Here is a 25,206-nt window from a genome sequence, read left to right on the forward strand (position 1 = left end):
TCGTCGTTGTCGGCGGCGGGAGTGGCGGCGGCGACGAACAGCGTCACGGTCGCGCGCTCGCGGCTCTTCAGCACGATGTCGCTGGCGAGGGCTGCCGGCAGGTCGTGATGGGTCACGAGGTAGTCGCGCAGGCGGTCGGAGACGAGCGTCACCAGGCGTTCCGAGACGGTGAGCGGCAGGCGCGCGCGCCGCACCAGCGGCTCCTGCACCGCCGGGTCGGCGCCGAAGCGGTCGACCACGCGCCCGAGCGCGCCGTCGGAGAGATCCGCCCCGGCATTGCCGACCAGGGCCGCGACCACGGCGCCGGTGCCGTGGTCGACCAGCGCGTCGGCGACCGGGGCCGCGACCTCGGGACGCAGCGCGATCGCGGCCTGCTTGGCCTCGCTGCCGGTGCGCACCAGCTCGACCAGGTCCTCGTCGGTCAGGACGACGGAGGCTTCCAGGATCGGCAGGGCCACCGCCTCGACGTCGCGCGCCAGCATCAGCGCCACGTCGCGCGGCAGGTTCGGCGTCGCCTTCAGGTTCTCGGCCAGGGCCTGGCGGACGCGGAGCGCCGCGTCGCGCGCCATGATGCGCGCGATGCTCTCGGCGAGCTGGCGCTCGGCCTGGGTGAGGCGCCGGCGGTCGATCTCGGCGGCGACCTTGGCCGCCATCTCCGCCCGGGTGTCGGGCGACGGATCGGCGATCAGGCGTTCGACGTCGCGCTTGGTGAGGTGGCCCGTCATCTCGTGTTCTGGAAGGCTGCGGAACGTCGGGCGGCGAGCGCGAATCCCGCCTTCCTCGGCCCCCCTGCCTCCGGGATGCTCCCGCAAAAGCCTTGATGGAACGTTAAGTCGGGCGGACGGACCGAACGCCCCGTCCGCCGGGACCGGCGGCCGTCATTCCATCAGCCTGGCGCGCAGCGCGGGATCGGGCAGCCCGCACATGTCCGTCCGGCCGAACAACCGGTACCGGTTGCGCGCCAGGCGCCGGTAGAGCCAGTCCTGCACCGGACGCGGCAGAAGCCTGAGAGGCTGCAGCAGCCAGCCCGCTCCCCCGACCCGCGCGCCGGCGCGGATCATGCCGTCGAGCGCGGTGAACGCGCGGCCGTCGACGATGTAGAGCCAGCTCTCGGGATCGTCGGAATCGAGCCCGTAATGGCGCAGAAGAGCGGCCCCGAGCCCGGTCTGCGCGCGGCAGATGCGGAACTCCGACGCCTTGTCGAAACGGGCGATCAAGCGGGCGCCGGTCGCGCACAGGGCGCACTCCCCGTCCATGACCGCCACCGGACCGCCGTCCTCGAAACCGGGCACCGCGGGGTCGCGGCGGTACGAATAGGGCTCTCTGGAAACGAGGTTCTTCATGGGGGCGCTTCAGCCTGGATGAGGAGCCGGCCGGGGTCGGGGATCATCCTGGGTCGGCCGCGCCGAGCGGTCAACGGCGACCTGCGCGGGCCGATCCGGCCGCCCGGGCGCACCGCGGGCCGGCATCGAAGAAAATGTCGGGCCCCGTCCGCCGCCTCGGGGTTAATACCGAAGGCGTAGAACCTTGCCCGCGCTTGACGCTCCTCCGGCTCGACGGTAGAGGTAACGTTCCCGAATAGGGGCCGCCACCGCGTAGCGCCTTCGGCGGCCCGCCCCCGCATCCCGATGCACCCGCCGGCCGCCCGGCCGCGCTTCTGACCGAGATCGGAGATGCCCTTGGCTCGAGAGCCCGACCTCACGACCAAGGCCCGCACCGGCATCGCCGGGCTCGACGACGTCCTGGCCGGCGGCCTCGTCCGCGGCCGGGTCTACCTGCTGGAGGGGACGCCGGGCACCGGCAAGACCACGGTGGCGCTGCAGTTCCTGATGGAAGGCGCCGCACGGGGCGAGACCGGCCTCTACATCGCCCTGTCGGAGACGGAGCTGGAGCTTCGCGACGGCGCCGCCTCGCACGGCTGGTCGCTCGACGGGATCGACATATTCGAGCTGGTCCCGCCCGAGAGCCTGCTGGACGCCGGGCAGCAGCAGAGCCTGCTCTACTCCTCCGACCTGGAGCTCGGCGAGACCACCCGCATGATCTTCGAGGCGGTCGAGCGCACGGCCCCGAACCGCGTGGTGCTGGACAGCCTGTCCGAGATCCGGCTGCTGGCCCAGGGGTCGCTGCGCTACCGCCGCCAGATCCTGGCGCTCAAGCATTATTTCGCCCGGCAGGGCGCCACCGTGCTGCTGCTGGACGACCTGACGGCCGCCCCGGACGACAAGACCGTCCACAGCGTCGCCCACGCCGTGATCCGGCTGGAGGAGATGCCGCCCGCCTACGGGACCGAACGGCGGCGCCTGCGCATCGTCAAGTACCGCGGGCAGCGCTACCGCGGCGGCTTCCACGACTTCACGATCGGCACCGGCGGCGTGCGGGTGTTCCCGCGCCTGGTCGCGGCCGAGCACAAGACCGATTTCGGCCGCGAACCGCTGGGCAGCGGCAATGCGGAGCTCGACACGCTGCTCGGCGGCGGCATCGACCGCGGCACCAGCGCGATCGTGCTCGGCCCCGCCGGCACCGGCAAGTCCCTGGTCGCCCTGCAGTTCGCGATAGCGGCGATCGCGCGCGGGGAGCGGGCGGCCATGTTCATCTTCGAGGAGGAGCTGGGCCTGCTCGTCGCGCGGACGAGGCAGATGGGCTTCGACCTGGAGGCGCTGCAGGCCGAAGGCAAGCTGTTCTTCGACCAGGTCGACGCGGCCGAGCTGTCGCCGGGCGAGTTCGCGCACAAGGTCAGGAGCCGGGTCGTCGAGTCGGGTGCGCGGACCGTCGTGATCGACAGCCTGAACGGCTACCAGGCGGCGATGCCGGACGAGACCTTCCTCGTCCTCCACATGCGCGAGCTGCTCCAGTACCTGAACCGCCAGGGAGCGACGACCTTCCTCACGATCGCGCAGCACGGGCTGATCGGCACCATGCAGTCGCCGGTGGACCTGACCTACCTCGCCGACACGGTCCTGCTGCTGCGCTACTTCGAGGCGCGGGGCCGGGTGCGGCGCGCGATCTCGGTCATCAAGAAGCGCAGCGGGACCCACGAGTCCACGATCCACGAGTTCCGGATCGGATCGGACGGGATCGCGCTGGGCGCCCCGCTGCACGACTTCCAGGGCGTGCTGCGCGGCGTTCCCGTCTGGGCCGGCAAGAACGCCGAGCCCAGCTTCGATCCCGGCTCCGAAGGCGGGGACGGGTGAGGTCGGGCCGCCTTCCGGAGCCCGAGCGGGTCCTGGTCCTGGCGCCGGGGGGCCGCGACGCGGCCGTGGCGGCGACGCTGCTGCGCGAAGCGGGAATGGACGCCGAGCCGTGCGCCACCGTGGACGAGCTGCTGCGGCAGATGGACGCCGGGGCCGGGGCCGCGGTCGTCACCGAGGAGGCGCTGCGAACCGCGGACCTCCGGACCGTCGCGGCGTGGCTGCGCGCCCAGCCGCCCTGGTCCGACTTCCCCTTCCTGCTGCTGACCGCGCGCGGCGGCGGGCTGGAGCGCAACCCCGTCGTCACGCGCATGCAGAGCCTGCTGGGCAACGTCGCGTTCCTCGAACGGCCGTTCCACCCGACCACCCTGGTCAGCGCCGCCCTGACGGCGCTGAGGGGGCGGCGGCGCCAATACGAGGCACGCGCCCGGCTGGAGGAGCTGCGCGAGCTCAACGCGACGCTGGAGCGCCGCGTCGAGGACGAGATCGCCGAAAGGCTGGGCGCGGAGGCGAGGCTGCGCCAGGCGCAGAAGATGGAGGCGGTCGGCCAGCTCACCGGCGGCGTCGCGCACGACTTCAACAACCTGCTCCAGGCGCTGGCGTCGTGCCTGCAGATGATCGAGCGGCGCACGAAGGACCCCGGCATCGCGGCGCTGCTCGATTCGGGCCAGCAGGCGGTCAACCGCGGCGCCAAGCTGACGCAGCAGCTGATGGGCTTCGCCCGGCGCGAGGCGCTGCGCGCGGAGGCGGTCGACGTCCGCGACCAGATCCTGGGCATGTCGGGCCTGCTGTCCCGTGCCCTGCCGGCGGATGTCCGCCTGGCGGTCGAGATCGAGCCCGGGCTGTGGCCGGTGGAGGTCGACCCGACCCAGTTCGAGCTGGCGGTGCTGAACATCGCCGTGAACTCCCGCGACGCCATGCCGGACGGGGGACGGCTGACGATCACGGCCGCGAACGCCTCGCTCGGGCACGGCGACCCGCGGGGCCTGGCCGGCGACTTCGTCCGCCTCACGGTGAGCGACACCGGCACCGGCATGGCGCCGGAGGTCCTGGACCGGGTGTTCGAGCCGTTCTTCACGACCAAGACCGTGGGCAAGGGATCGGGCCTGGGGCTGAGCCAGGTGCATGGCTTCGCCCGCCAGTCCGGCGGCACCGTCGAGATCGGGAGCACGCCCGGCCAGGGCACGTCCGTGTCGCTGCTGCTGCCGCGCTCGGCGAAGGCCCCGGCGCGCGCGGACGAGGTCGCAGCACTGATCCCGCTGCGCCCGTCGGCCGGGGGCAAGCGCGTGCTGATGGTCGAGGACGACCCCCTGGTCGGCGCCGTCGTCGCGTCCGCCCTGGTCGACATCGGCTTCGCGGTGAAGAGCGCCTCCACCGCGGAGGAGGCGCTGGCGCTGCTGGAGGGCGGGGCCTCGATCGACCTGCTGTTCACGGACGTCGTCATGCCCGGCACGATGAGCGGGATCGACCTGGCCAAGGAGGTGCGGCGGCGGAACCCCGGCCTGCCGGTCCTGCTGGCGACCGGCTACAGCCGGGACGTGGCTTCGATCCGCGGCGGCTTCAGGGTCCTCGCCAAGCCCTACCGCATCGACGCCCTGGTCGAAGCGCTGGGCGCCGAGCTCGGCGAGCGGCCGGGCCTGCCCGTACCGGCCGTCAGCCCTCCTCCCCCCGATAGGCAAGCAGCTTCCAGCGCTGAGAGATGAGGACGGAGCCGGTGTCCGCGTCCAGCGTGTCGACGGACATGGTGACGTAGGACTGGCCCGGCCGCAGCGCCGGCGCCACCGCGTCGATCGTCCCGCGGCAGCGCAGGCGGGTGCCTGGCGGCACCGGCCTGCGGTAGCGCAGGCGCTCGACCTCCACCCCGACGACCGGTGCCGCGCCCAGGGGGCGCGCCTCGACCATCAGCCTCATCGTCACGGCGGCGACGTGCCAGCCGCTGGCGACCAGCCCGCCGAAGACGGTGCCGCGGGCGGCATCCTCGTCCAGGTGCATCGGCTGCGGGTCGAACTGGCGCGCGAAGGCGACGATGTCGTCGCGGCCGAGGGTCTCGGTGCGCGTCTCCACCACCGTGCCGACCGCGAGCCCTGCTGCTTCCACCTCTTCCATGCCCCTCTCCTCCCGGTGGGATCGTCGCGGATGCGCCCAGGCATCCGCGACGATCCTACGGCGCGTTCGGGGCGGGGCCAAGGCCGCGGAGACGTTGAATACCTCCTCTCCCGCACCCGCGGGAGAGGAAGGGGCCCGCCGCGCAGCGGTGGGAAGGTGAGGGCCTGCGGGGTGCCGCCCTCACCCTCCCAACCTTCGGTTGTGCCCGTCCCTCTCCCGCGGGTGCGGGAGAGGGGATATTCGCGCAGATGCGACTGCCCTGGGGATCTAACCCGTGAAGACCGCCTCGACGTTGTTGCCGTCGGGGTCGATCAGGAAGGCGCCGTAGTAGGTGGGGCCGTAGTCCGGCCGCAGGCCGGGAGCGCCGTTGTCGCGCCCGCCGGCCGCGAGGCCGGCGGCGTGGAAACGGTCCACCGCGGCCCGGTCGGCCGCCCGGAACGCGACATGCGCGCCCGAGCCCGCCGAAGCGCCGCCATGGGGGCCGCTGGTGCGGTAGAGCCACAGCCCCGCCTCGCCGCCCGGGCCGAATCCCGCGCCCGACTCGCTGCGCGAGCACAGCTCGTGGCCGAGCGCCCCCAGCGCCGCCTCGTAGAAGCGGATGCTCGCCTCCACGTCCTTCACCCTCAATCCGATGTGGTCGTACATGATGGACCTCCGTTGTCGATGGAGGTCAGCCTAGGAGCGGGGCGGCGATCCGTTCTTGGAGTAAGTTGCGCTCTCCGCGCGCCGCCCGGCGGAAGCGCCGCGGCGACACCCCGGCCGCGCGGCGAAACGTGCGCACGAAGTTCGAGAGGTCGCCGAAGCCGACGTCGTAGGCCACGTCCGTGACCGGGCGCGCATCCTCGGCCAGAAGGCGCGCCGCGCGGCGCAGCCGGCAGCGCAGCAGGTACTGGTGCGGCGTGACGCCGAGCGCGCGCGAGAACAGGCGCAGGAAATGGAAGGGGCTGAGCCCGGCCTGCGCCGCGGCGGCGTCGAGGTCGACCGGCTCGTGCGCGTTCTCGTCCAGCCACAGCGCCGTCTCCACCGCGCGGCGACGCTCGCGCGCGGCGGGAAGCGGGGCCGGATGCGCGCGGCCCGCGACGGTTTCGGCGAAGCGGGCCGCGAACAGCATGCCCGCCTCGTCGAGGCCGAGGTCACTGCGCCCCTCGGCCGCGGCCTGCGCCAGCTCGCCCAGCACCACCAGCCCGGGCACGGGCGGCAGGGCGACCGTCCGCCAGGCCGCCGTTCCCCCGCCGACCGCCTCGGCGAGGTCGGGCGCCAGATGGAAGGACAGGCACTCGTCGCCGCCGCCGTGATGATCGTGCGTGCAGGTGTACTCGTCGCCGGGATGGCCGACCAGGACCGAGCCGGCCACCAGCTCGTAGGTCCGGCCCCGGCAGCGGCAGCCGAAGCTGCCCTTGCGGACATAGGAGACGGAGAAGCTCCCGTGCTGCTCGGCATAGGGCCGGTCGCCGGGACCAGCCTCGCACCGGTAGTCCACCACCGACAGCGGACCGGCCTTCAGGACCGTCGCGGCGACCATCCCCTCCTCCACATAACCCTATTGCCGGTTAGAATGGAAGCCGACGGGGCGGCTTGTCAACCGGCTTAGGGGTTAGTAGGCTGGGCCATGGCCAGCACCGCCCGGCAGGACCCGTTCCGCATCGTCGCCGCCCCTGCGGACGGCCTGTGCCTCGACTTCGCCAATACCCGCTACTGGCGCGGCAGCGCGCAGCCGACGGAGACCCTGTCCGGGTTCGGCGACCTGCTGGCCTGGTGCGAGGGCGCCGGGGTGCTGGACCCGGGCGGCGGCGGCGCGCTGCGGGCCTGGGGCGACGCCCGCCGTCACGAGGCCGACCGCCTGGCCGGCAAGGCCGTGAAGGCCCGCGAGGCGATCTACCGCCTGTTCGGCGCCGTCACGGCGGGAGACCGCCCGGACGAACACGACTTGGAGCGGCTGAACCGTCTGCTGGCCGCCGCACCGGAGCGCGCCGTGCTGGCCGACGACGCGCGGGGCTGGCGGCTGCCGCCGGCGGAGCCTTCGGCGGCGAGCCTGCTGGCGCCGGTGCTGTGGTCGGCCGGGGACCTGCTGGCCGGGCCGCGGATGGGGCGGGTGCGGCGGTGCGCGAACGACGGCTGCCTATGGCTGTTCCTCGACGACAGCAAGGGCGGGACGCGGCGCTGGTGCGCGATGAGCGCCTGCGGCAACCGCGCGAAGGCCCGGCGCCACTACCTGCGCAAGACCGCCGGGGACTGAGCGATGTCTCGATCCGGGCGGACGGCTTCCACTGGCGGGCCGGCCTAGCCGCAGTGGACGCGGGTCACCCGGCCGGCCTCGTCGGTGTCGAGGTTGAGGCGGCCGGCCTGGAACTCGAGCGTGACCTGGGTGCCCGGCGCCAGGCGCCGCACGGTGTCGGCGCCCGCCGCCGCCCGCGCCGTCTCGGCCAGCCCGGGCGTGTAGGCTTGTCCGACCACCGCCTGCGCGGCATCGGCGTCGCAGCTATTCGTGGCGGCGGGAGCCGGGCCGGGAGCCGGGCCGGGGTCCGGCTGCGCGGCGCATCCCAGGAGCAGCAGGGCGAGGGCCGCGGAGCGCAAAGGCAGGCGTGGCTTCATGGCGGAGACCTCCGGTCGCGATCGATGGCGCATCGATAAGGCGGCGCGCCGCCTCCCGCAAGGCCCCGGTCAGGAGGCGAAGCGCCGGGCGCACGCGACGCAGCACACCACCGCCGCGGTGACCGCGATCATGGACCAGCCGACCGGCTCGCCCAGCAGGGACGCGGCGAGCGCCAGGCCGAAGAAGGGCTGCAGGAGCTGGAGCTGCCCCACGGCGGCGATGCCGCCGCGCGCGAGGCCGCGGTACCAGAAGACGAAGCCGATCAGCATGCTGAACAGGGAGACGTAGGCGAGCCCGGCCCAGGCCGGCCGGCCCACCCCGGCCCATGAGGGCGGCATCGCGGCGACCGCCAGCGGCAGCATCACCGGCAGCGACAGCACCAGCGCCCAGGAGATCACCTGCCAGCCGCCGAGCGTGCGCGACAGCCGCGCCCCTTCGGCATAGCCGAGGCCGCAGACCACGATGGCGGCCAGCATCAGGAGGTCGCCGGTGAGGGAGGCGGCCGTGCCCCCGTCGAGCGCGAAGCCGGCGACCAGCACGCTGCCGGTGACCGACAGCAGCCAGAAGGCCGGGCGCGGCCGCTCCCCGCCGCGCAGCACGCCGAACGCCGCGGTGGACAGCGGCAGGAGCCCGATGAAGACGATCGAGCGGGCGGAGGTGACGTGCTGCAGCGCCAGCGCGGTCAGCAGGGGAAAGCCGACGACGACGCCGAGCGACACCACCGCGAGCGAGACGAGGTCGCCGCGCCCGGGAACCCGCGGGCGGAACGCCAGCAGCAGTCCGCCGGCCGCCACGCCGGCGATGGCCGCGCGCGCCAGGGTGAGGAACACCGGGTCGAAATCGGCGACCGCGACGCGCGTCGCCGGCAGCGACCCGCTGAAGATCAGGACCCCGAGGAAACCGTTGATCCAGCCGCCCGCCCTGCCGTCCATCGCATGCCCTCCCTTTCCGCCGGTATCGCCCGGGACGGGTGGTTTTTCCAGGGACGGTGCATTACAGTTCGCGCGAACTGTATTGGTCCGGGAGGCGGTACGGATGGATGGCGGGATCGGGCCTGGGGTGGACGACGGCACGCTGGTCGGGCGCGTGATGCGGACGGTCCGCCACAAGATCGCCGGGCGCGCGCTGGCGCCGGGCGCGAAGCTCCCCTCGATCCGGCGCTGCGCGGAGACGATGGCGGTGTCCAAGTCGACGGTGGTCGAGGCGTATGACCGGCTGGTCGCGGAGGGGGTGATCCAGTCGCGGCGCGGCTCCGGCTTCTACGTCGCCGGGCGGCCGGCGCCGCTGTCGCTGGCGGAGATCGGCCCGCGCCTCGACCGCGCCGTCGACCCGCTCTGGGTATCGCGCCAGTCGCTGGAGGCCGGCGGCGACATCCTGAAGCCCGGCTGCGGCTGGCTGCCGGCGTCCTGGATGCCGGAGGCGGCGATCCGCCGGGCGCTGCGCTCCCTGGCGCGCGCCGAGGACGCGGTCGTGACCGACTACACGACGCCCCTCGGCCTGGCGCCGCTGCGCCGGCTGCTCGCCCGGCGCATGGGCGAGCGCGGCATCGCGGCGTCGCCCGACCAGGTCCTGCTGACCGAATCGGGCACGCAGGCGATCGACCTCCTGTGCCGCTTCCTGGTCGAGCCCGGGGACACGGTGCTGGTCGACGATCCCTGCTACTTCAACTTCCACGCCCTGCTGCGCGCGCACCGGGCAAAGGTCGTCGGCGTGCCCTACACGCCCGCCGGCCCGGACGTCGAGGCGTTCGGCCGCGCGCTGGCCGAGCACCGCCCGCGCCTCTACGTCACCAACTCCGCGTTCCACAACCCGACCGGGGCGGCCCTGTCGCCGGTGGTGGCGCACCGGCTGCTCAAGCTCGCGGAGCAGCACGACCTGACGATCGCCGAGGACGACATCTTCGCCGATTTCGAGCACGAGCCCTCGCCGCTGCTGGCCGCCTATGACGGGCTGGAGCGGGTCGTCCATATCGGCAGCTTCTCCAAGACGCTGTCGGCCTCGGTGCGCTGCGGCTACGTCGCGGCGCGGCGCGACTGGATCGAGGGGCTGGCCGACCTGAAGATCGCGACGTCGTTCGGCGGCGGGCGCCTGTCGGCCGAGCTGGTCCACGCCGTGCTGAAGGACGGTTCCTACCGCAAGCACGTGGAGCGGCTGCGCGAACGCCTGTCCCGCGCCATGGGCCAGACGAGCGCCCGGCTGAAGGCGATCGGGATCGAGCCCTGGATCGAGCCGCGGGCCGGCATGTTCCTGTGGTGCCGGCTGCCCGACGGCCTGGACGCCGCCGACGTCGCCCGCAAGGCGCTGGCGGAGGGGATCGTGCTCGCGCCCGGCAACGTGTTCAGCCTGTCGCAGTCGGCCGGAAGCTTCATGCGCTTCAACGTCGCGCAGTCGGCGGACCCGCGGATCTTCCGGCTGCTGGAGGGGGAGATCCGCGACCGCGGGTATTGACAGTATCAATACTGATACTGCATTCTCGGCGGATGGCGAGGGTCGACGGTATTCTGCAACGCATGCGAAACAACCCCGGCGGCATCCCGTTTGAGGATGTCGTCAAGGTTTGCGAGCACTACTTCGGCGCATCCCGCCAGAACGGAACGAGCCACAGGATCTACAAGATGCCCTGGGCCGGAGACCCTCGCGTGAACATACAGCGGGGCAAGGACGGCAAGGCCAAAAGCTATCAAGTAAGGCAGGTCGTCCAGGCGATCGACAAGTTGGAAGCATCCCAGGCATCCATCAAGGGTGAAGACGATGCCGAATAACCATTACGCCTACCGGATCAGCTGGTCGCCGGAAGATGGCGAGTACGTCGCGACCTGCATCGAGTTTCCCAGCCTGTCCTGGCTGGACGAGGACGAGGTCGAGGCGTTGCGCGGCATCAGGAAGCTGGTCGCGGAGGTCGTCGAGGACATGCGCGCGAACGGCGAGGCGATTCCGGAGCCAATTGCCGATCGCGCGTACTCGGGACGCTTCGTCGTCCGGACCACGCCCGACATGCATCGCCGCCTGACGCTCGAGGCCGCGGAGGCGAAGGTGAGCCTGAACCGCTATGTGAACTCCAAGCTCACGGTCGGCCCCTGAAACCGTTGGGGTACTGACGAAGCCGCAGTTCTCCGCCCTCACACCGCCGCCGCACCGCCCCCCTCGTCCCGGTTGCGCACCACCAGCACCGAGCGCGTCGCGTGGCGGACGATGCGCGCCGCGTTGGGGCCGAGCAGGAAGGTGCCGAGGTCGGGGCCGGAGGCCGCGACCACGATCAGGTCGCAGGCGATCTCCTCCGAGACGCGCAGCACCTCCTTGTAGACGCTGCCATGGGCGACGACGTGCTGCACCGGGATACCAGGCGCGACCTGCGCCCGCACGAAGGCGTGCAGGCGCTGCCGGGCAGCCTCCATCGCCTTGCGCTCGAAATCGGCCGGGAAGAACGAGCCGACGAACCCCGTGCCCATCGCCGGCACGACCGTCATCACGTGGAGCACCGAGCCGAAGGCGCGGGCGTATTCCACGCAGGCCGGCAGCGCCTCGCGCCACGACGCCTCGTCGTCCAGGTCCACAGCCAGCAGGATGTCGCGGTACATGGCTCCCCTCCCCCGCTTCACCTCCGGACCGGTTCGGCGCCGCCGGACCTGGCGGCGCGGCGGCGCTGCGAGACCACGACGAGCGCGAGCACGAGCAGCGCCGGGATGAACATCCACTGCTTCTCCGGCTGCTCCGCCGGCATCTCGACCGTCAGGATCTCGTAGTCGAAGTCGATGCCGGCCTGCTCGGCCGGGCTGCCGAACTGCACGAGGTCGACGAAGACCCGGCCCTCCTCCTCGCGCAGCTCCAGGCCGGTGGCGGCCAGCCGCTCGGGGCCGGGCGCCGCCTCGCCGAGCGGCAGGCGCACCGTGCGCGTCTCGTCCTGGCCGGACAGGTTGATGCCCTCGATCACGAGGCGCAGCACGCCGCCCGGCGGCGCCTCGTCCACGAGCTCCTCGAGCTGGGTCGGGGCGACCGCCTCGTAGGGCGGATAGATCCAGTCCATCCAGAAGCCCGGCCGGAACAGGGTGAAGGAGACCAGCAGCAGCAGCGCCGCCTCCCAAAGCCGGTTGCGGGTCAGGAACCAGCCCTGCGTCGCCGCCGCGAACAGCAGCATCGCCAGCGTCGCCGCCCCCACCGTGATGACGAAGTGCGGGATGCTGGTGATGCCGATCATCAGCAGTTCGGTGTTGAAGATGAACAGGAACGGCAGGACCGCCGTGCGCAGGCTGTAGTAGAACGCGGTCAGGCCCGTGCGCAGCGGGTCGCCGCCCGAGATCGCGGCGGCCGCGAAGGAGGCGAGCCCGACCGGCGGCGTCACGTCGGCCATGATGCCGAAATAGAACACGAACAGGTGCGCCGCGATGAGCGGCACCAGCAGCCCGCTCTGGGCGCCGAGAGTGACGATCACCGGCGCCATCAGCGTCGCGACCACGATGTAGTTGGCGGTCGTCGGCAGGCCCATGCCGAGCACGAGGCTGATCAGCGCCGTGAACAGCAGCATCAGCATCAGGTTGCCGCCGGAGATCACCTCGACCAGCTCGGTCATCACCAGGCCGATGCCGGTCAGCGACACGGTGCCGACGATGATGCCGGCCGCCGCCGTCGCGATGCCGATGCCGATCATGTTGCGCGCACCCGCCGCCAGGCCCTGGAGCAGGTCGTCGAAGCCCCGGCGCGCCGCGGCGCCGTAGCCGGCGCCGCCCCGGCCGCGGAACAGGGCGAACAGCGGGCGCTGGGTCAGCAGGATGAAGATCATGAACAGCGTCGCCCAGAAGGCCGACAGGCCCGGCGACAGCCGCTCGACGATCAGCGCCCAGACCAGGACCACGACCGGCAGGATGAAGTGCAGGCCCGACTTCACGGTCGGCGCCGTCTCGGGCAGGGACAGGACCGGGGCGTCCGGGTCGTCGATCTCCAGCTCGGGATAGCGCGCGGCATAGGCGATCAGCGCGACGTAGACGACCAGGAGCAGGGCCGTGATGACCCAGCCCGACGCGTCGCCGGCCAGGGTCTTGATCCAGCCGATCCCGTAATAGACCAGCCCGGCCAGGATCACGATGCTGGCCGCGGTGATGCCGAAGACGAGCAGGCTGCCGAGCAGGGTGCGCTGCCGGGCCTTCGGCAGGCCCTGCATGCCCGCCTTCACCGCCTCCAGATGGGTGATGTAGAGCAGGGCTATGTAGGAGATGATCGCCGGCAGGAAGGCGTGACGGATTACCTCGACATAGGGGATGCCGACATACTCGACCATCAGGAAAGCCGCCGCCCCCATCACCGGCGGCATGATCTGGCCGTTGACCGAGGCCGCGACCTCGACCGCGCCGGCCGCTTCGGGCTTGAAGCCGACCCTCTTCATCAGCGGGATCGTGAAGGTGCCGGTCGTCACCACGTTCGCGATCGACGAGCCCGAGATCAGGCCGGTCAGGCCCGAGGACAGCACCGCCGCCTTGGCCGGGCCGCCGCGCAGGTGGCCGAGCAGCGAGAAGGCGACCTTGATGAAGTAGTTGCCGGCCCCGGCCTTGTCGAGCAGGGAGCCGAACAGCACGAACAGGAACACGAAGCTGGTCGACACGCCGAGCGCGATGCCGAACACCCCCGCCGTGGTGAGCCATTGATGCGTCGCGACGCGGCGCAGCGACGCCCCGCCATGCGCGATCACGTCCGGCATCCACGGCCCGGCGAAGGTGTAGAACAGGAACACCATCGCCACGATCATCAGCGGCGGGCCGAGCGCGCGGCGGGTCGCCTCCAGCAGCAGCAGCATGCCGACCACCGCCACCGCGACGTCGTAGGTCGTCGGCTGGCCCGGCCGGCCGGCCAGCGCCTCGTAGAAGATGTAGAGATAGGCGGCGCAGAACGCCCCCACCAGCGCCAGCACCCAGTCCAGCACCGGCACGCGGTCGCGCGGGCTCCCGCTCAGGGCCGGATAGGCCATGAAGGTCAGGAACACCGCGAAGGCGAGATGGATCGAGCGCGCCTCGGTCGCGTTCAGGACGAACACGCCGGATATAAAGGGCAGCGGCGAGGCGTACCAGAGCTGGAACAGCGACCACGCGACCGCGACCCAGAACAGCATGGCGCCGACCGCGCCGCGCGGATGACGGGCGCCGGTGTCGGCCTTCGCGACCAGGTCGTCGAGTTCGGGGGACGCGCCAGCGGCGCGCTTAACCTCGTCCGCCATGATTTTGTTCTATCCTTGTCCCAACCAGCAACGTGCGAGGCCGGCCGGGGTTCCGGCGGGAGGCGGATGCCCCTCTCCGCCGGAGAGGGGCATCCGCGAAGGTCACTGCTGGGTCTGCTCGCCCTGCGGGGCCTGGCCGTCCTGCTGGGTCTGGCCGCCCTGCGGGGCGTCGGCCTGGACGGCGTCCATCAGGTTCGCTTCCTCAAAGTAGCGCTGCGAGCCCTCGTGGAGCTGCGCGGTCACGCCGCGCGAGACCATCTCCTCGCGCGTCAGCTCCTGGAACGCGGGGTGCAGGCGCTTGAAGTCGTCCAGGTTCTCGAACACGGCCTTGGTCAGCTCGTACACCGTGTCCCCGGGCACGTCGGCGGTGGAGACGATCGTCGCCCGGACGCCGAAGGTGTCGGTCGGCTCGGGATTGCCCTGGTACATGCCGCCGGGGATCGTCGCCTCGGCGTAGTAGGGGTTCTCGCTGATCAGCTTCTCGACGACGTCGCCGGTCACGTCGACCAGCACGCTCGGGCAGGCGGTCGTGGCCTCCTGGATGGTGCCGCTGGGATGGCCGACCGCGAAGACGATCGCATCGACGTTGTTGTCGCACAGGGCCTGGGCCTGCTCGTTCGGCGACAGCTCGGCCGCAAGGGAGAAATCGTCCATGGACCAGCCATAGGCGTCCATCAGCACTTCCATCGTGCCGCGCGCACCGGAGCCCGGCGGGCCGACGTTGACGCGCTTGCCCTGGAGGTCCTCGAAGGTCTCGATGCCCGAATCCTGCCGGGCGACCACGGTGAACGGCTCGGCGTGCAGCGCGAAGACCGAGCGCAGGTCCTCGATCGCGTTGCCCTGGAAGCGGTCCGTGCCCTGGGACGCATGGTACTGCCAGTCGCTCTGCACGACGCCGAAATCGATCTCGTCGTCGCGCAGCGCGTTCAGGTTGAAGATCGAGCCCTCGGTCGATTCGACCGAGCAGCGGATGCCGTGCTGGTCACGATTGCGGTTGAGCAGCCGGCAGATCGCCCCGCCGGCGGGATAGTAGACGCCGGTGACGCCGCCGGTGCCGATCGTGACGAAACTCTCCTGGGGCTGCTGGGCCTGCGCGCCCGCGGCCGCCGTCATGCCGGCGGCGAAGGTCAGGGTCAGGGCAAGCGTGCGCATGTGTCCTCCTGGTTCTGCTTGGCCGGCGGGATATGCCGCCGGCATTCAAGGAACCGGAAGAGCTGGCGCAGGTTCCCGCCTCAGGAGCCGGCTTGCGGTATGCTCTCCAGCGTCCAGGCCGCCAGGTCGCGCATCACCATGCTCGCGGCCTGGTCGAACGCCGCGATCACCGCCTGCATCGACGCGGCCTCGGCCGGGACGACCGCCTCGAAGGTCCGGCTGGCCTCGATCGTCCGGCCCGGCATGCGCACCAGCTTCGCGGTCAGGCGCATGCGGATGTCGGGAGCCGTCTGCCCGGGCGGGCCGTCGTATTCGGCCTGGAAGTCCCGCAGGTCGGTCTTGAGCAGCCAGTCCGCCCGCAGCCCGACCGTGTCGCGCGCGACCGAGACGATGCGGCCGGTGTTCTCCAGGCTCTCGACGGCCAGGGTCTGGATCAGGCCGGGGGCGCGGTCGGTCCAGTTGACGTCGGCGAAATAGGCCAGCGAGGTCGGCGCGGTCCTGAGCGCGATGCGCGAGACGTCGAGGCCGGAATTGGCCATCGGCAGCTCGACCAGGAGCTGCTGCTCGACCCGGGGCAGGTCGGCCGGAAACTCGGTCGCCGGGGTGAGGGAGTGGAGCTGCGGCGGGTCCTGGAACCCCGGCACGGCGCAGGCGGACAGCGCCAGCGCCGCGGCGAGCGCCAGGCTGCGGAAGAAGGCTCGGGGGGTCGCGGTCATTCCAACTGCACTCCTCGTCTGGTGCCGCCCAGCAGGAAGCTGGCGGGATCGCGCTCGATCCGCGTCGCCAACCGCCCGACATTGGCGGTCAGGTCGCGCACTTCCGTTATCAACAGGTTGATGTCGAACAGGCTGTTCGCCGTGAAGTCGCGGATGGGCTCTCGGTTTTCCCGGACCAGCGCCGCGGCCTGCTCGGCGGCGACGCGCAGCGCCTCGGCCGTCCCGCGCAGCTCGGCCGCGGTCAGCGCCAGCTCCTCGTCGGCGGTGCCGGCCACCTCCCCGAAGGCGGCGAGCGCATCCTCCGCCCGGCCGCCCAGGCGCGCCACGGCCCCGTCCAGCTCGCCCACCAGCGTCCCGACCAGCGCCAGCGTGCGCCTTGCCTCCGCGACCGTCTCGGGCAGCTCCGCCGTCGCCTCGTCGAGCGAGGCGGTGACGTCGCGCACGTTGGCGAGCGTCGCCGTGAAGGCGGCCTCGTTCTCCGGCGACAGGAACGCGGTCAGGCGGTCGGACAGCTCGATCAGGTTGCCGAGCACGAGCGGGGCGGCGTCGAACACCTCCGCCAGCGCCGAGGGACGCGACCGGATCACCGGCACGTCCGCCTCGGCCACCGCCTCGAGCGGCGGCGCCTGCTGCGTGCCCCCGGTGAGCTGGACGAAGGAGGTCCCGGTGATGCCCTGCAGTTCCAGCGAGGCGATCGTGTCGGTCTTGATCGGCGTGCCCTCCTGCACCTCGATCGTGACGCGCACCTGCTCGACGTTCTCGGGGGCGATGCGGATGTCGGTGACGCGGCCGACCGGCAGGCCCTGGTAGCTGACCGGGCTGCCGACCTGGAGCCCGGTCACGGAGCCGGTGAAGTGGATGCGGTAGAGGTCCGTCCCCTCCTCGAAGCTGACCTTGGCGAGCCAAGCCGCGAAGCCGAACAGGGCGACCAGCAGCACCAGCACGAAGCCGCCGACGACGAGGTGGGATGCGCGCGTTTCCATGCCGCTACTCCGCCGCGCGGGCGACGCGCCCGCGCGGCCCGTGGAAATAGGATCTGATCCAGGGATGGGGATCGTCGAGGAGGTTCGCCATCGTGTCGACCCTGATCCGCCGGTCGACCAGCACCGCGATGCGGTCGGCGACGGCGACCAGGCTGTCGAGGTCGTGGGTCACCATGAACACGGTCAGGCCGAGGCTGCGCTGCAGGCTGCGGACCAGCTCGTCGAAGGCGGCGGCCCCGATCGGGTCGAGGCCGGCGGTCGGCTCGTCCAGGAACAGGATCTCGGGGTCGAGCGCCAGGGCGCGCGCGAGGCCGGCCCGCTTGCGCATGCCGCCCGACAGCTCCGACGGGTACTTGGTCCCCGCCTCCGGCGGCAGCCCGGCCATGCGGATCTTGACCGCGGCCAGCTCGCGCACGAGGCCGTCGTCCAGGCCCGTGTGCTCGCGCAGCGGCATCGCGACGTTCTCGGCGACCGTCATCGAGCTGAACAGCGCGCCGTCCTGGAACAGCACGCCCCAGCGGGACTGAAGGCGCATGCGTTCGGCGCGCGAGGCCCGGGACAGGTCGCGGCCGAACACCTCGATGGTCCCGGCCGCCGGCCGCGTCAGCCCGACGATCTCGCGCAGCAGCACCGACTTGCCGGTGCCCGAGCCGCCGACCACGCCCAGCACCTCGCCGCGCCGGACGTCGAGGTCGAGCCCGTCGTGGATCGTCTGCCGCCCGAAGCGGGTGACGACGCCGCGGATGCGGATCACGGGATCGGAAGGAAGGGCTTGGGCAGACATGCGTTCAGACGCCGATGAGGGAGAAGAAGACCGAGAAGACCGCGTCGAGGACGATCACCAGGAAGATGGAGACGACGACGGACTGGGTAGTCAGCCGCCCCACGCTCTCGGCGCTGCCCGACACCTTCAGCCCCTCGTAGCAGCCGACCAGGGCGATGACGAGGGCGAAGACCGGCGCCTTGGACAGGCCGACCAGCAGGATCGGGATGTCGATCGCGTCCCGGAGCTGGATCAGGAACAGCCCGAACGGGATGTCGAGCACGAAGCGCGACATCACCGCCCCGCCCGCCAGCGCCACGACGTTGGCGTAGAAGGCGAGCAGCGGCAGCGCGATCACGAGCGCCAGTGCGCGCGGCAGCACCAGCACCTCGATCGGGTCCAGCCCGAGCGTGCGCAGCGCGTCCACCTCCTGGTTCACCTTCATCGTCCCGATCTGGGCCGTGAACGCCGAGCCGGAGCGCCCGGCGACGATGATCGCGGTCATCAGGATGCCGATCTCGCGCAGGATCGAGATGCCGAGCAGGTCGACGACGAAGAGCTGGGCGCCGAACTGGGCGAGCTGGTCCGCGCCCTGGTAGGCCAGGACGACCCCGATCAAGAAGGACAGCAGCCCGACGATCGGCAGCGCGTTCCAGCCGGTCTTCTCGATCTGGGACAGCAGCGCGGTCACGCGCAGGCGCCGCGGCGAGGCCAGCGTGCGCATCAGGGTCAGCACGACGAGCCCGAAGAACGCCAGGAGGTCGCGCGCCTCGCCCAGCGCCGTCGCGGTCGCGCGCCCGGTCCGCTCGACCATCGCCAGCAGGACGTGGGGACGCTCCGGCGCCGGCGGCGGCCCGGGGTCGGCGGCGCGGGCCGCCGCCATCAGCGGCTCGTGCCCGGGAGAAAGCCCGACGATCGCCGCCGGCGCCCCGGGCCCGCCCAGCATGCGCGCCAGGCGCAGCAGCAGGACGGCGCCCGCCGTGTCCATCACCTCGATCCCGGCGGCGTCGACGGCGCGCACCGGCCCGCCGCCGCCGCCACTGCCGCCCCCACTGCCGCCCCCAGCACCGCCAGGCGCGAGTCGCAGCGCGGCCGCGGCGCGCTCGATCGCCTCGGCGTCGCGCAGCAGCCAGCGGCCCCGGGCCTCGACCACCCGGCCGCCGCCGCCCTCGCCCCCTGCTGCCGGACGCACGGCCAGCACCCCGCCGGCGCCTGCGCCCCCGTCCCGCATACCGAGGTCTGCATTCGGGGGATCAGGCCGGGGGTCGGGCCGAGAGTCGTTTACGTTGCGTTGCATCACCACTAGGATATGTCACCTGTGAAGCGAACCAGCACGCAGGGGCGGCGTTCCATGGACTTGAAGAACCACATACGCGGCATTCCGGACTTTCCCAAGCCGGGCATCCTCTTCTACGACATTTCCACGCTGCTGGCCCATGCCGCGGCCTGGAAGGAGACCGTGAACCGGCTGGCGGAAGAGATCGCGCCCTACGAGCCGGAGGTGCTGGTCGGCATCGAATCGCGGGGATTCCTGGTCGCGGCCCCTCTCGCCCTGGAACTGGGCCTCGGCTTCGTGATGATCCGCAAGCGCGGGAAGCTGCCCGGCGACATCATCGCCCATACCTACGATCTCGAATATGGGTCCGACACCATCGAGATCCAGGCGGACGCCGTCAAGCCGGGCCAGAAGGCGATCGTGCTGGACGACCTGCTGGCCACCGGCGGGACGATGGCCGCGGCGATCGGCCTGCTGGGGCGGGTCGGGGCGGACGTGAAGGCCGCCGCCTTCATCATCGAGCTGAGCTTCCTGGACGGGCGCAGCAGGCTCGGCGTCCCCGCGCACAGCCTGATCCGGTACGACGAGTAGCCGGCGTCCGGTGTGGCGGACGGGGACCGGCGGCTGTAGTCTCGGCCGCCGGACTTCCCCGAGTTGAGGATTCCTCGAAGCATGACGGACCAGAACCAGAGCGCGCTGCGGGTGCTGCCGCCGCGCATGGTGCCGATGGAGACGCGCGACGGCGTCCGCCTCCATGCCGACGTACACTACCCCGACGCGCCCGGCCCCTTCCCCGTCCTGCTGATGCGCACGCGCCGCGGGCGGCGCCTCGCCGCCTCTCCGGTCCAGGCCCATCCCTCCTGGTACGCCTCCCAGGGCTACATCGTCGCCGTGCAGGACGTCCGCGGGACCGGCACGTCGGAGGGCGGGTTCGACCCGCTCGCCAACGAGGCCGCCGACGGCGCGGACGCCGTCGCCTGGGCCGCCGCCCTGCCCAGCGGCACCGGGGCGGTCGGCATGTTCGGCGTGTCCTACCAGGCGACGGCGCAGCTCCTGGCGCTGGCCGGCGGGGCTCCGGCGCTGAAGGCCGCCTGCCCGGCCATGGCCCGGCGCGTCGACTGGAGCGCGATCGAGCCGTCGGTGCCGATGCTGCATGTCGGCGGCTGGTTCGACCCGACCCTGGACGACGTGCTGGCCTGCTGGAAGGACCTGTCGGCGCGCGCCGGCGCGCCGCAGCACCTCGTCGTCGGCCCGTGGACGCGCCGAAGCTGGGGCCGCCGCCTCGGCGAGACGGATTTCGGGCCCGAGGCGCCGAGCGGCATCGACCTGCTGCAGGTCGCGTGGTTCGACCAGTTCCTCAAGGGGACCGACAGCGGCGTGCTGGAGCGGCCCGCGGTCGAGCTGTTCGACCTCGGCACGCGGCTCTGGCGCGGCTACGAAAGCTGGCCCGGCACCGAGCCGACGGTGCTCCACCTCGCCAGCACCGGGCTCGCCGCGGCGGCGCCCGACGACGGCCTGCTGACGACGGAGCCGCCGGACTGGTCGGTCGACACGATCGTCTGCGATCCCGCGCACCCCGCGGCCGGCCGCATCGACCGCTGGACCGAACGCGCCGAGGCCGACGGGCGCTCCGACGTCGCCTGCTACACGAGCGCCCCGGCGCCGGGGCCGGTACAGCTCTCCGGCGACGTCGCGCTCGAGCTCCACCTGCGGGCCGACCGCCCCGACGCCGAGGTCGAGGCGGTACTTTCGCAGATATGGCCGGACGGCAAGACGTTCGTGGTCGCGGGCTGCCGCGCGCGGATCGGGCCGGACGGGAACGCGGCCCCGCTGCACCTGTCGCTCGGCGCCGCCTGCGCCATGGTGATGCCCGGCAACGTGCTGCGGCTGTCGGTGACGGCGGCCCATGCCGGCGACGAGGCCGGCCCGGTGACGCTGTCGGTCCTCGGCGGGCGCGAGACGCCGTCGCGGCTGCTGCTCCCCCTGGTGTAGCCGAGGACGTTTCGTGACCGAACCGATCGCCTGCGTGCTGGACAAGGCCCGCCCGGAGGACGTCGTCACGTCCCCCTTCCCCCATCTCGTGATCGAGGACGCGCTGCCCGAGGCGACGTATCGCCGCCTCCTCGACACGCGCCCCGAATTCGAGCATGTCGCGTGGAAGGGCCGGATGCCGAGCAACCGCCGCGTCCCCTACCCGGCCAAGCGCATCCTGGAGGATCCGGCGCTCGACCCGGTGTGGCCGGCCTTCTGCCGGCGGCACGTCCTGCCCGACGTTTTCGCCCGCGTCGCCGACCTGTTCCGCCCCCATCTGGAGCGCTGGCACCCGGCGCTGGCGCGCTGGCTCGACGAGGGCGGCCCGCGCCGGCCCGGCCTCCTGGACGCGGACGGGTTCGAGGACTGCGACATGCTGGCCGACGCGCGGCTCGAGCTGAACACCCCGGTCCAGGGGCGGCCGACCTCGGTGCGCGGGCCGCATCTCGACCTGCCGAACCGGCTGTTCTCGGGCCTGTACTACCTGCGCAAGCCCGAGGACGACACGCCGGGCGGCGAGCTGCGGCTGTTCCGCTTCCGCAACGGCCAGCCCTCGCACGCGACCGCCTACGCCATCCCCGACGACCTGGTCGAGGCGGTCAGGACCGTGCCCTACCGGGGCAACACGCTGGTGCTGTTCGCGAACTCGCCCCATGCCGTCCACGGGGTGTCGCCCCGCGCCCAGTCGCCGCATACCCGCAGCTACGTGTTCCTCACCGCCGAGATCGGCCACGACCTGTTCGGGCCGAACCACAACGGTGGCTTGCACAACGCGGCCATGCCGTCATAATTCGCTCGAACGGGGGCAAGAAGCCCGCGACGACGAAGACGGCCAGCGCGGTTGGCAGTGGAGGAACAGGCAGCGTGCGGATTCTCATCGCCGACGACGTCCCCGTGAACCTGAAGCTGCTGGACCTGTTCTGCCAGCGCGCCGGCTACGCGACGGAATGCGTGCATGACGGCGCGGCGGCGGTGGAGGCGGTGTCGCGCGGCGGCTTCGACGTCGTCCTGATGGACATCATGATGCCGGAGATGAACGGCATCGAGGCGACGAAGCGCATCCGCCTGCTGCCCGAACCGCTGTGCAAGGTGAAGATCATCGCGGTCACGGCCAACGCCTCGCACGAGAACCGCCAGGCCTGCATGGCCGCGGGGGTCGACGCGTTCATGCCCAAGCCGATCCGGCCCGACGAGCTGTCGCACCGGATATCCGAGCTGACCGAGCGCATCGGGTTCTAGAGCATCGGGTTCCAGGAAGGACGAGGAGAGCGCCATGGCCCACGAGTTCAACGCGCCGCGGGATGCCGGCGTCCTGCGCAACGACGGCATCGACGGCGAGGCGGTCCGCCGCGCGCGGGTGGACCTGGCGGCGTGCCTGCGCATGGCCGCCCGGCTCGGCCTGCACGAGGGGATCTGCAACCACTTCTCCGCGATGGTGCCCGGCCGGGACGACCTGTTCCTGGTCAATCCCTACGGCCTCGCCTTCCGCGAGATCACGGCATCGAGCCTGCTGGTCTGCGACTTCCACGGCAATGTGGTCGAGGGCGCGGGCGCGCCGGAGGCGACGGCGTTCCACATCCACGCCCGGCTCCACCTGCGCCGGCCCGGCGCGCGCGCCGCCTTCCACACCCACATGCCCTACGCGACGGCGCTCAGCATGGTCGAGGGCGAGCCGCTGGCCTGGGCCGGGCAGACGGCGCTGAAGTTCTACGGGCGCACGGCGGTCGACGAGGCGTATAACGGCCTGGCGCTCGACGAGGCGGAAGGCGACCGCATCGCCGCGGCCATGGGCGGCGCCGACATCGTGTTCCTGCGCAACCACGGCGTGATGGTCGTCGGCCCGACGATCGCCGAGGCCTGGGACGACCTCTACTATCTCGAGCGCACCGCCGAGGCGCAGGTCACGGCCATGAGCACGGGACGCCGGCTGGTGCCGGTCGCCCCCGAGATCGCGCGCAGGACCTGCGAGCAGATGCGGGCCGGCGACGCCGAGAGCGCGCGCCTTCACCTGGAGAGCGTCAAGCGCATCCTGATGCGCGAGGAGCCCGACTTCGCGCATTGAGGCGGCCACCCCTGGCTCTTGGCTAAGCTCCTGCCCCACGCCAACAGCTGATTTTCCTGCGCACCCGATCGATGCCTTTTTTCATTCTTACCGGCCGGCATTTCGTCAGAGAGGCCCCATCAAAGCCTCTCGAGTTCCTCGCGATCAATACGCCCATGATTGACGAGAAGTGTGCGAATTGTAAAAGGGGAGACCTCAAACCGCTCAGCCAGCTCTTGCTGAGCTTCGTCGGAATAATCTCCATCTAGCTCCTCATCCACGACATCGAAGGGGCTGAGAAGCTCTGCGGCAAATGATCTCTGCATCTTCTGGCGGTAGGTATATGACTGCGTCGCAGGAAACAAACGGTCTCCGCCTCTGCTCACAAGGCGGTCGCCTAGCATGCGAGCCAGCTCAAAACGTCGTCCCGTCTTCCACTTCGACCTGAAGACCACTCGGCTCGAATGCGAGTCAGTGTCTAGGGCGTAGGCCATTTCAGGACCAACATCCCTTTCGTTGAGCGCCTTTCTTGCCACGCCAGCCAGACTGGCAAGCCTCTCATCCGAGATTGGGCCGGTTCCTAGACCGGCCTGCTGCCGCACTAACTTAGCGGCATCAGCTCCAAGTTTCCAGGCAGCAATTTCCTGGAATTCGTGAATATCCGGCCGGTACCTCAAATCGAAACCATCTCGCAATGAAACTTCATGCCCATGACGGTCCGCAATCTCCTTAAGATGCCCAGGCGCAAATTTTTCACCAACGACGCTACGAGCTGCCGCAATTTCATCCATAGCTGTTTCACCAAACACCTCGTCACTCTCAATCAAGCTCCGCAGTGTCTCTTCATCTGCTTCAGCCGGATCCTTTCCAAGAAGCGCCTCTAGTCTACGGCGTCGACTTAAAACAGGATCATGCCGTTCCGAAATTACCTCATTCCAAATAACGTCTAAATTAGTATCCGCAATGCTATCCGCACGTAGTTTAGCCTGAACAACTTCTATAAATTCATCAATCATCACCTCAAATATGCTTGAAGGCACTATTACCACAGCATCGCTGATATATCTATAGGCGCCGTCTTGGTCACCTGTCGGCTTTGCCGCAACAATCGTGCGTTTGCCGTCGGAGAAGACGGTAATATTCGGCCAAACATATCCATGGCCGATCGTACTCAAGTGATGAGAGAACGCCCAGTCGGGAGTGGTCGCGCGGGGTTCCCACCGAAGACGCCACCAATTCCAGGCGATCCATTCGGCGAGATGGTATCCGGAAACATAAGGCGCCTTCCGGACAACATTGGCGAGCCCGTCCCTCCCTTCCGTAAGCCAAACGTCGTTCCAACGGAAGCCAATAGCCCCGAAGCACGCGCGCTCCTCTGGAGAACCTTCATCCAGGCCCGCCCAGTCGGTTGTAATCATCAATCGATCCGGCACCGCTTCCTCCATTCTTTCAGGACAAGGGCGCGCATGTCATCGGCATCTTCCAAGCGATAACCGTGATATCCGCCAAGACCGATCTTTGCCTCGTAGACATCACCATGTTCATCAACGCACCACACGTATTTCGGCAGATCGTCGCCTTTGAAGGCGCTGAACATTCCCAACAACACACCGGTCCGGAACAGGTGTTGAGCCTCGGCTCTCTTAATCAACCGATGTCCGTCACACAGAGATTTAGAGGGCCGCGGATTCGCCGGTGGATGGAACCCATAATCACCGGGCGAGCGCTTGTGATGGGCGCTGCCAACGTAAATCAGCTTCGCTGCCAGAGCCTCGCGCCCACTCCTGTCGAGAGTGTCGGGCTTGGCAATACGCCGATCCGGCCTGTTTCCCTGTCTCGTCATCGTAAGATCATATACGGTATCCCCTCGCCTTTCGCCATTTGCAAAGGTCCCACGCTCCCAGTCTGCGCGCATCCGGCCCACTCCAACTCATCCGTGGTCCAGAGGCCCGGGGCTGGTCCCAGGTCACAGGCTCGGCGCGTCTGCCTCTACGCCGGAGTTGCATTTGCACGGCCACCATGGTGCTAGAGTGCGCCCATGGTCGAGATCAGGAAGAAGGCGGCGCTGGTGACCGGCGCCGGACGGCGGATCGGGCGCGCCATCGCGCTCGACCTCGCCGCGCACGGATGGGCGGTCGCCGTCCATTATCGCTCG

27 protein-coding genes are annotated in these 25,206 nt (G+C 70.7%); 11 read left to right on the forward strand and 16 right to left on the reverse strand.

Features of this window, described 5'->3' with window-relative positions:
* Positions 1-725: DUF2336 domain-containing protein (locus VGO20_RS05960; protein WP_327501388.1), on the reverse strand; the 725-nt coding region annotated here is incomplete at its 3' end.
* A 153-nt stretch (positions 726-878) separates the two neighbouring features.
* Complete coding sequence (locus VGO20_RS05965) at positions 879-1,343, reverse strand: thiol-disulfide oxidoreductase DCC family protein (protein ID WP_327501389.1); 465 nt, start codon at positions 1,341-1,343, stop codon at positions 879-881.
* 336 nt (positions 1,344-1,679) lie between these two features.
* Between VGO20_RS05965 and VGO20_RS05970 the strand changes: the two genes are divergently transcribed.
* Together VGO20_RS05970 and VGO20_RS05975 are read left to right on the forward strand one after the other, a co-directional pair.
* Entirely contained in the window at positions 1,680-3,191 is a 1,512-nt protein-coding gene (locus tag VGO20_RS05970) for an ATPase domain-containing protein (RefSeq protein WP_327501390.1), read from the forward strand.
* Complete coding sequence (locus VGO20_RS05975) at positions 3,188-4,891, forward strand: ATP-binding protein (RefSeq protein WP_327501391.1); 1,704 nt, start codon at positions 3,188-3,190, stop codon at positions 4,889-4,891. Before VGO20_RS05970 ends, VGO20_RS05975 begins: the two co-directional genes overlap by 4 nt.
* On the opposite strand, the gene VGO20_RS05980 is transcribed toward VGO20_RS05975, so the two are convergent.
* From VGO20_RS05980 to VGO20_RS05990, 3 genes are all read right to left on the reverse strand, one after another.
* Positions 4,842-5,294, reverse strand: a complete 453-nt coding sequence (locus VGO20_RS05980) for a MaoC/PaaZ C-terminal domain-containing protein (RefSeq protein ID WP_327501392.1) — start codon at positions 5,292-5,294, stop codon at positions 4,842-4,844. The two genes, VGO20_RS05975 and VGO20_RS05980, sit on opposite strands and share 50 nt — an antisense overlap.
* A gap of 267 nt (positions 5,295-5,561) precedes the next feature.
* On the reverse strand, positions 5,562-5,939 hold the full coding sequence (locus tag VGO20_RS05985) for a VOC family protein (protein WP_327501393.1): 378 nt from the start codon (positions 5,937-5,939) through the stop codon (positions 5,562-5,564).
* 25 nt (positions 5,940-5,964) lie between these two features.
* Positions 5,965-6,816 carry a helix-turn-helix domain-containing protein gene (locus VGO20_RS05990; RefSeq protein WP_327501394.1) on the reverse strand — a complete coding sequence of 284 codons (852 nt, stop codon included), beginning with the start codon at positions 6,814-6,816 and terminating at the stop codon, positions 5,965-5,967.
* A gap of 87 nt (positions 6,817-6,903) precedes the next feature.
* Between VGO20_RS05990 and VGO20_RS05995 the strand changes: the two genes are divergently transcribed.
* Positions 6,904-7,530: a CGNR zinc finger domain-containing protein gene (locus tag VGO20_RS05995; RefSeq protein WP_327501395.1), complete on the forward strand. Its 627-nt coding sequence runs from the start codon at positions 6,904-6,906 to the stop codon at positions 7,528-7,530.
* Between the two features lie 44 nt (positions 7,531-7,574).
* On the opposite strand, the gene VGO20_RS06000 is transcribed toward VGO20_RS05995, so the two are convergent.
* Both VGO20_RS06000 and VGO20_RS06005 read right to left on the reverse strand, forming a co-directional pair.
* On the reverse strand, positions 7,575-7,886 hold the full coding sequence (locus tag VGO20_RS06000) for an I78 family peptidase inhibitor (protein ID WP_327501396.1): 312 nt from the start codon (positions 7,884-7,886) through the stop codon (positions 7,575-7,577).
* 69 nt (positions 7,887-7,955) lie between these two features.
* The gene (locus VGO20_RS06005) at positions 7,956-8,819 is read right to left on the reverse strand and encodes a DMT family transporter (RefSeq protein ID WP_327501397.1); all 864 of its coding nucleotides are present in this window, start codon (positions 8,817-8,819) and stop codon (positions 7,956-7,958) included.
* 103 nt (positions 8,820-8,922) lie between these two features.
* Between VGO20_RS06005 and VGO20_RS06010 the strand changes: the two genes are divergently transcribed.
* The 3 genes from VGO20_RS06010 to VGO20_RS06020 are packed head-to-tail and all read left to right on the forward strand — an operon-like array spanning position 8,923 to position 10,968.
* Positions 8,923-10,335 (forward strand): aminotransferase-like domain-containing protein, encoded by a 1,413-nt coding sequence (locus VGO20_RS06010; protein ID WP_327501398.1) that lies wholly within the window; start codon positions 8,923-8,925, stop codon positions 10,333-10,335.
* A 32-nt stretch (positions 10,336-10,367) separates the two neighbouring features.
* Complete coding sequence (locus tag VGO20_RS06015) at positions 10,368-10,649, forward strand: hypothetical protein (protein WP_327501399.1); 282 nt, start codon at positions 10,368-10,370, stop codon at positions 10,647-10,649.
* Positions 10,639-10,968, forward strand: coding sequence for a type II toxin-antitoxin system HicB family antitoxin (locus VGO20_RS06020; protein WP_327501400.1), 330 nt, complete (start codon positions 10,639-10,641; stop codon positions 10,966-10,968). Before VGO20_RS06015 ends, VGO20_RS06020 begins: the two co-directional genes overlap by 11 nt.
* A 38-nt stretch (positions 10,969-11,006) precedes the next feature.
* Here VGO20_RS06020 and VGO20_RS06025 read toward each other — a convergent pair whose 3' ends face one another.
* The 7 genes from VGO20_RS06025 to VGO20_RS06055 all read right to left on the reverse strand — a co-directional run bounded on the left by VGO20_RS06025 (position 11,007) and on the right by VGO20_RS06055 (position 18,934).
* Complete coding sequence (locus VGO20_RS06025) at positions 11,007-11,465, reverse strand: universal stress protein (RefSeq protein ID WP_327501401.1); 459 nt, start codon at positions 11,463-11,465, stop codon at positions 11,007-11,009.
* A 17-nt stretch (positions 11,466-11,482) separates the two neighbouring features.
* Positions 11,483-14,089 (reverse strand): TRAP transporter permease, encoded by a 2,607-nt coding sequence (locus VGO20_RS06030; RefSeq protein ID WP_327501402.1) that lies wholly within the window; start codon positions 14,087-14,089, stop codon positions 11,483-11,485.
* A 102-nt stretch (positions 14,090-14,191) separates the two neighbouring features.
* Complete coding sequence (locus VGO20_RS06035; RefSeq protein ID WP_327501403.1) at positions 14,192-15,241, reverse strand: TAXI family TRAP transporter solute-binding subunit; 1,050 nt, start codon at positions 15,239-15,241, stop codon at positions 14,192-14,194.
* A gap of 80 nt (positions 15,242-15,321) precedes the next feature.
* Complete coding sequence (locus tag VGO20_RS06040) at positions 15,322-15,957, reverse strand: ABC-type transport auxiliary lipoprotein family protein (protein WP_327501404.1); 636 nt, start codon at positions 15,955-15,957, stop codon at positions 15,322-15,324.
* Positions 15,954-16,940 carry an MlaD family protein gene (locus VGO20_RS06045; RefSeq protein WP_327501405.1) on the reverse strand — a complete coding sequence of 329 codons (987 nt, stop codon included), beginning with the start codon at positions 16,938-16,940 and terminating at the stop codon, positions 15,954-15,956. Before VGO20_RS06045 ends, VGO20_RS06040 begins: the two co-directional genes overlap by 4 nt.
* Positions 16,941-16,944: 4 nt before the next feature.
* A complete protein-coding gene (locus VGO20_RS06050; protein ID WP_327501406.1) occupies positions 16,945-17,724 on the reverse strand; it encodes an ABC transporter ATP-binding protein in 780 nt (259 codons plus the stop codon).
* 4 nt (positions 17,725-17,728) lie between these two features.
* Positions 17,729-18,934, reverse strand: a complete 1,206-nt coding sequence (locus tag VGO20_RS06055) for an MlaE family ABC transporter permease (RefSeq protein WP_327501407.1) — start codon at positions 18,932-18,934, stop codon at positions 17,729-17,731.
* A 120-nt stretch (positions 18,935-19,054) separates the two neighbouring features.
* Here VGO20_RS06055 and VGO20_RS06060 point away from each other — a divergent pair, with 120 nt between their 5' ends.
* The 5 genes from VGO20_RS06060 to VGO20_RS06080 all read left to right on the forward strand — a co-directional run bounded on the left by VGO20_RS06060 (position 19,055) and on the right by VGO20_RS06080 (position 23,072).
* Positions 19,055-19,570, forward strand: coding sequence for an adenine phosphoribosyltransferase (locus tag VGO20_RS06060; protein WP_327501408.1), 516 nt, complete (start codon positions 19,055-19,057; stop codon positions 19,568-19,570).
* Between the two features lie 81 nt (positions 19,571-19,651).
* Positions 19,652-20,971: a CocE/NonD family hydrolase gene (locus VGO20_RS06065; RefSeq protein ID WP_327501409.1), complete on the forward strand. Its 1,320-nt coding sequence runs from the start codon at positions 19,652-19,654 to the stop codon at positions 20,969-20,971.
* A gap of 13 nt (positions 20,972-20,984) precedes the next feature.
* Positions 20,985-21,800, forward strand: coding sequence for a 2OG-Fe(II) oxygenase (locus VGO20_RS06070; RefSeq protein WP_327501410.1), 816 nt, complete (start codon positions 20,985-20,987; stop codon positions 21,798-21,800).
* 74 nt (positions 21,801-21,874) lie between these two features.
* Positions 21,875-22,249, forward strand: a complete 375-nt coding sequence (locus VGO20_RS06075) for a response regulator (RefSeq protein ID WP_327501411.1) — start codon at positions 21,875-21,877, stop codon at positions 22,247-22,249.
* Between the two features lie 34 nt (positions 22,250-22,283).
* On the forward strand, positions 22,284-23,072 hold the full coding sequence (locus tag VGO20_RS06080) for an aldolase (protein WP_327501412.1): 789 nt from the start codon (positions 22,284-22,286) through the stop codon (positions 23,070-23,072).
* 119 nt (positions 23,073-23,191) lie between these two features.
* Here the strand turns inward: VGO20_RS06080 and VGO20_RS06085 are convergent, their stop codons facing one another.
* Both VGO20_RS06085 and VGO20_RS06090 read right to left on the reverse strand, forming a co-directional pair.
* A complete protein-coding gene (locus tag VGO20_RS06085) occupies positions 23,192-24,496 on the reverse strand; it encodes an ImmA/IrrE family metallo-endopeptidase (protein WP_327501413.1) in 1,305 nt (434 codons plus the stop codon).
* Complete coding sequence (locus tag VGO20_RS06090; protein ID WP_327501414.1) at positions 24,469-24,966, reverse strand: hypothetical protein; 498 nt, start codon at positions 24,964-24,966, stop codon at positions 24,469-24,471. The genes VGO20_RS06085 and VGO20_RS06090 overlap by 28 nt, the downstream gene beginning before the upstream one ends.
* Positions 24,967-25,206 lie beyond the last annotated feature (240 nt).

The sequence above is a fragment of the Arenibaculum sp. genome (assembly GCF_035998295.1).
Classification (GTDB): Bacteria; Pseudomonadota; Alphaproteobacteria; order Azospirillales; family Azospirillaceae; genus DASYHS01.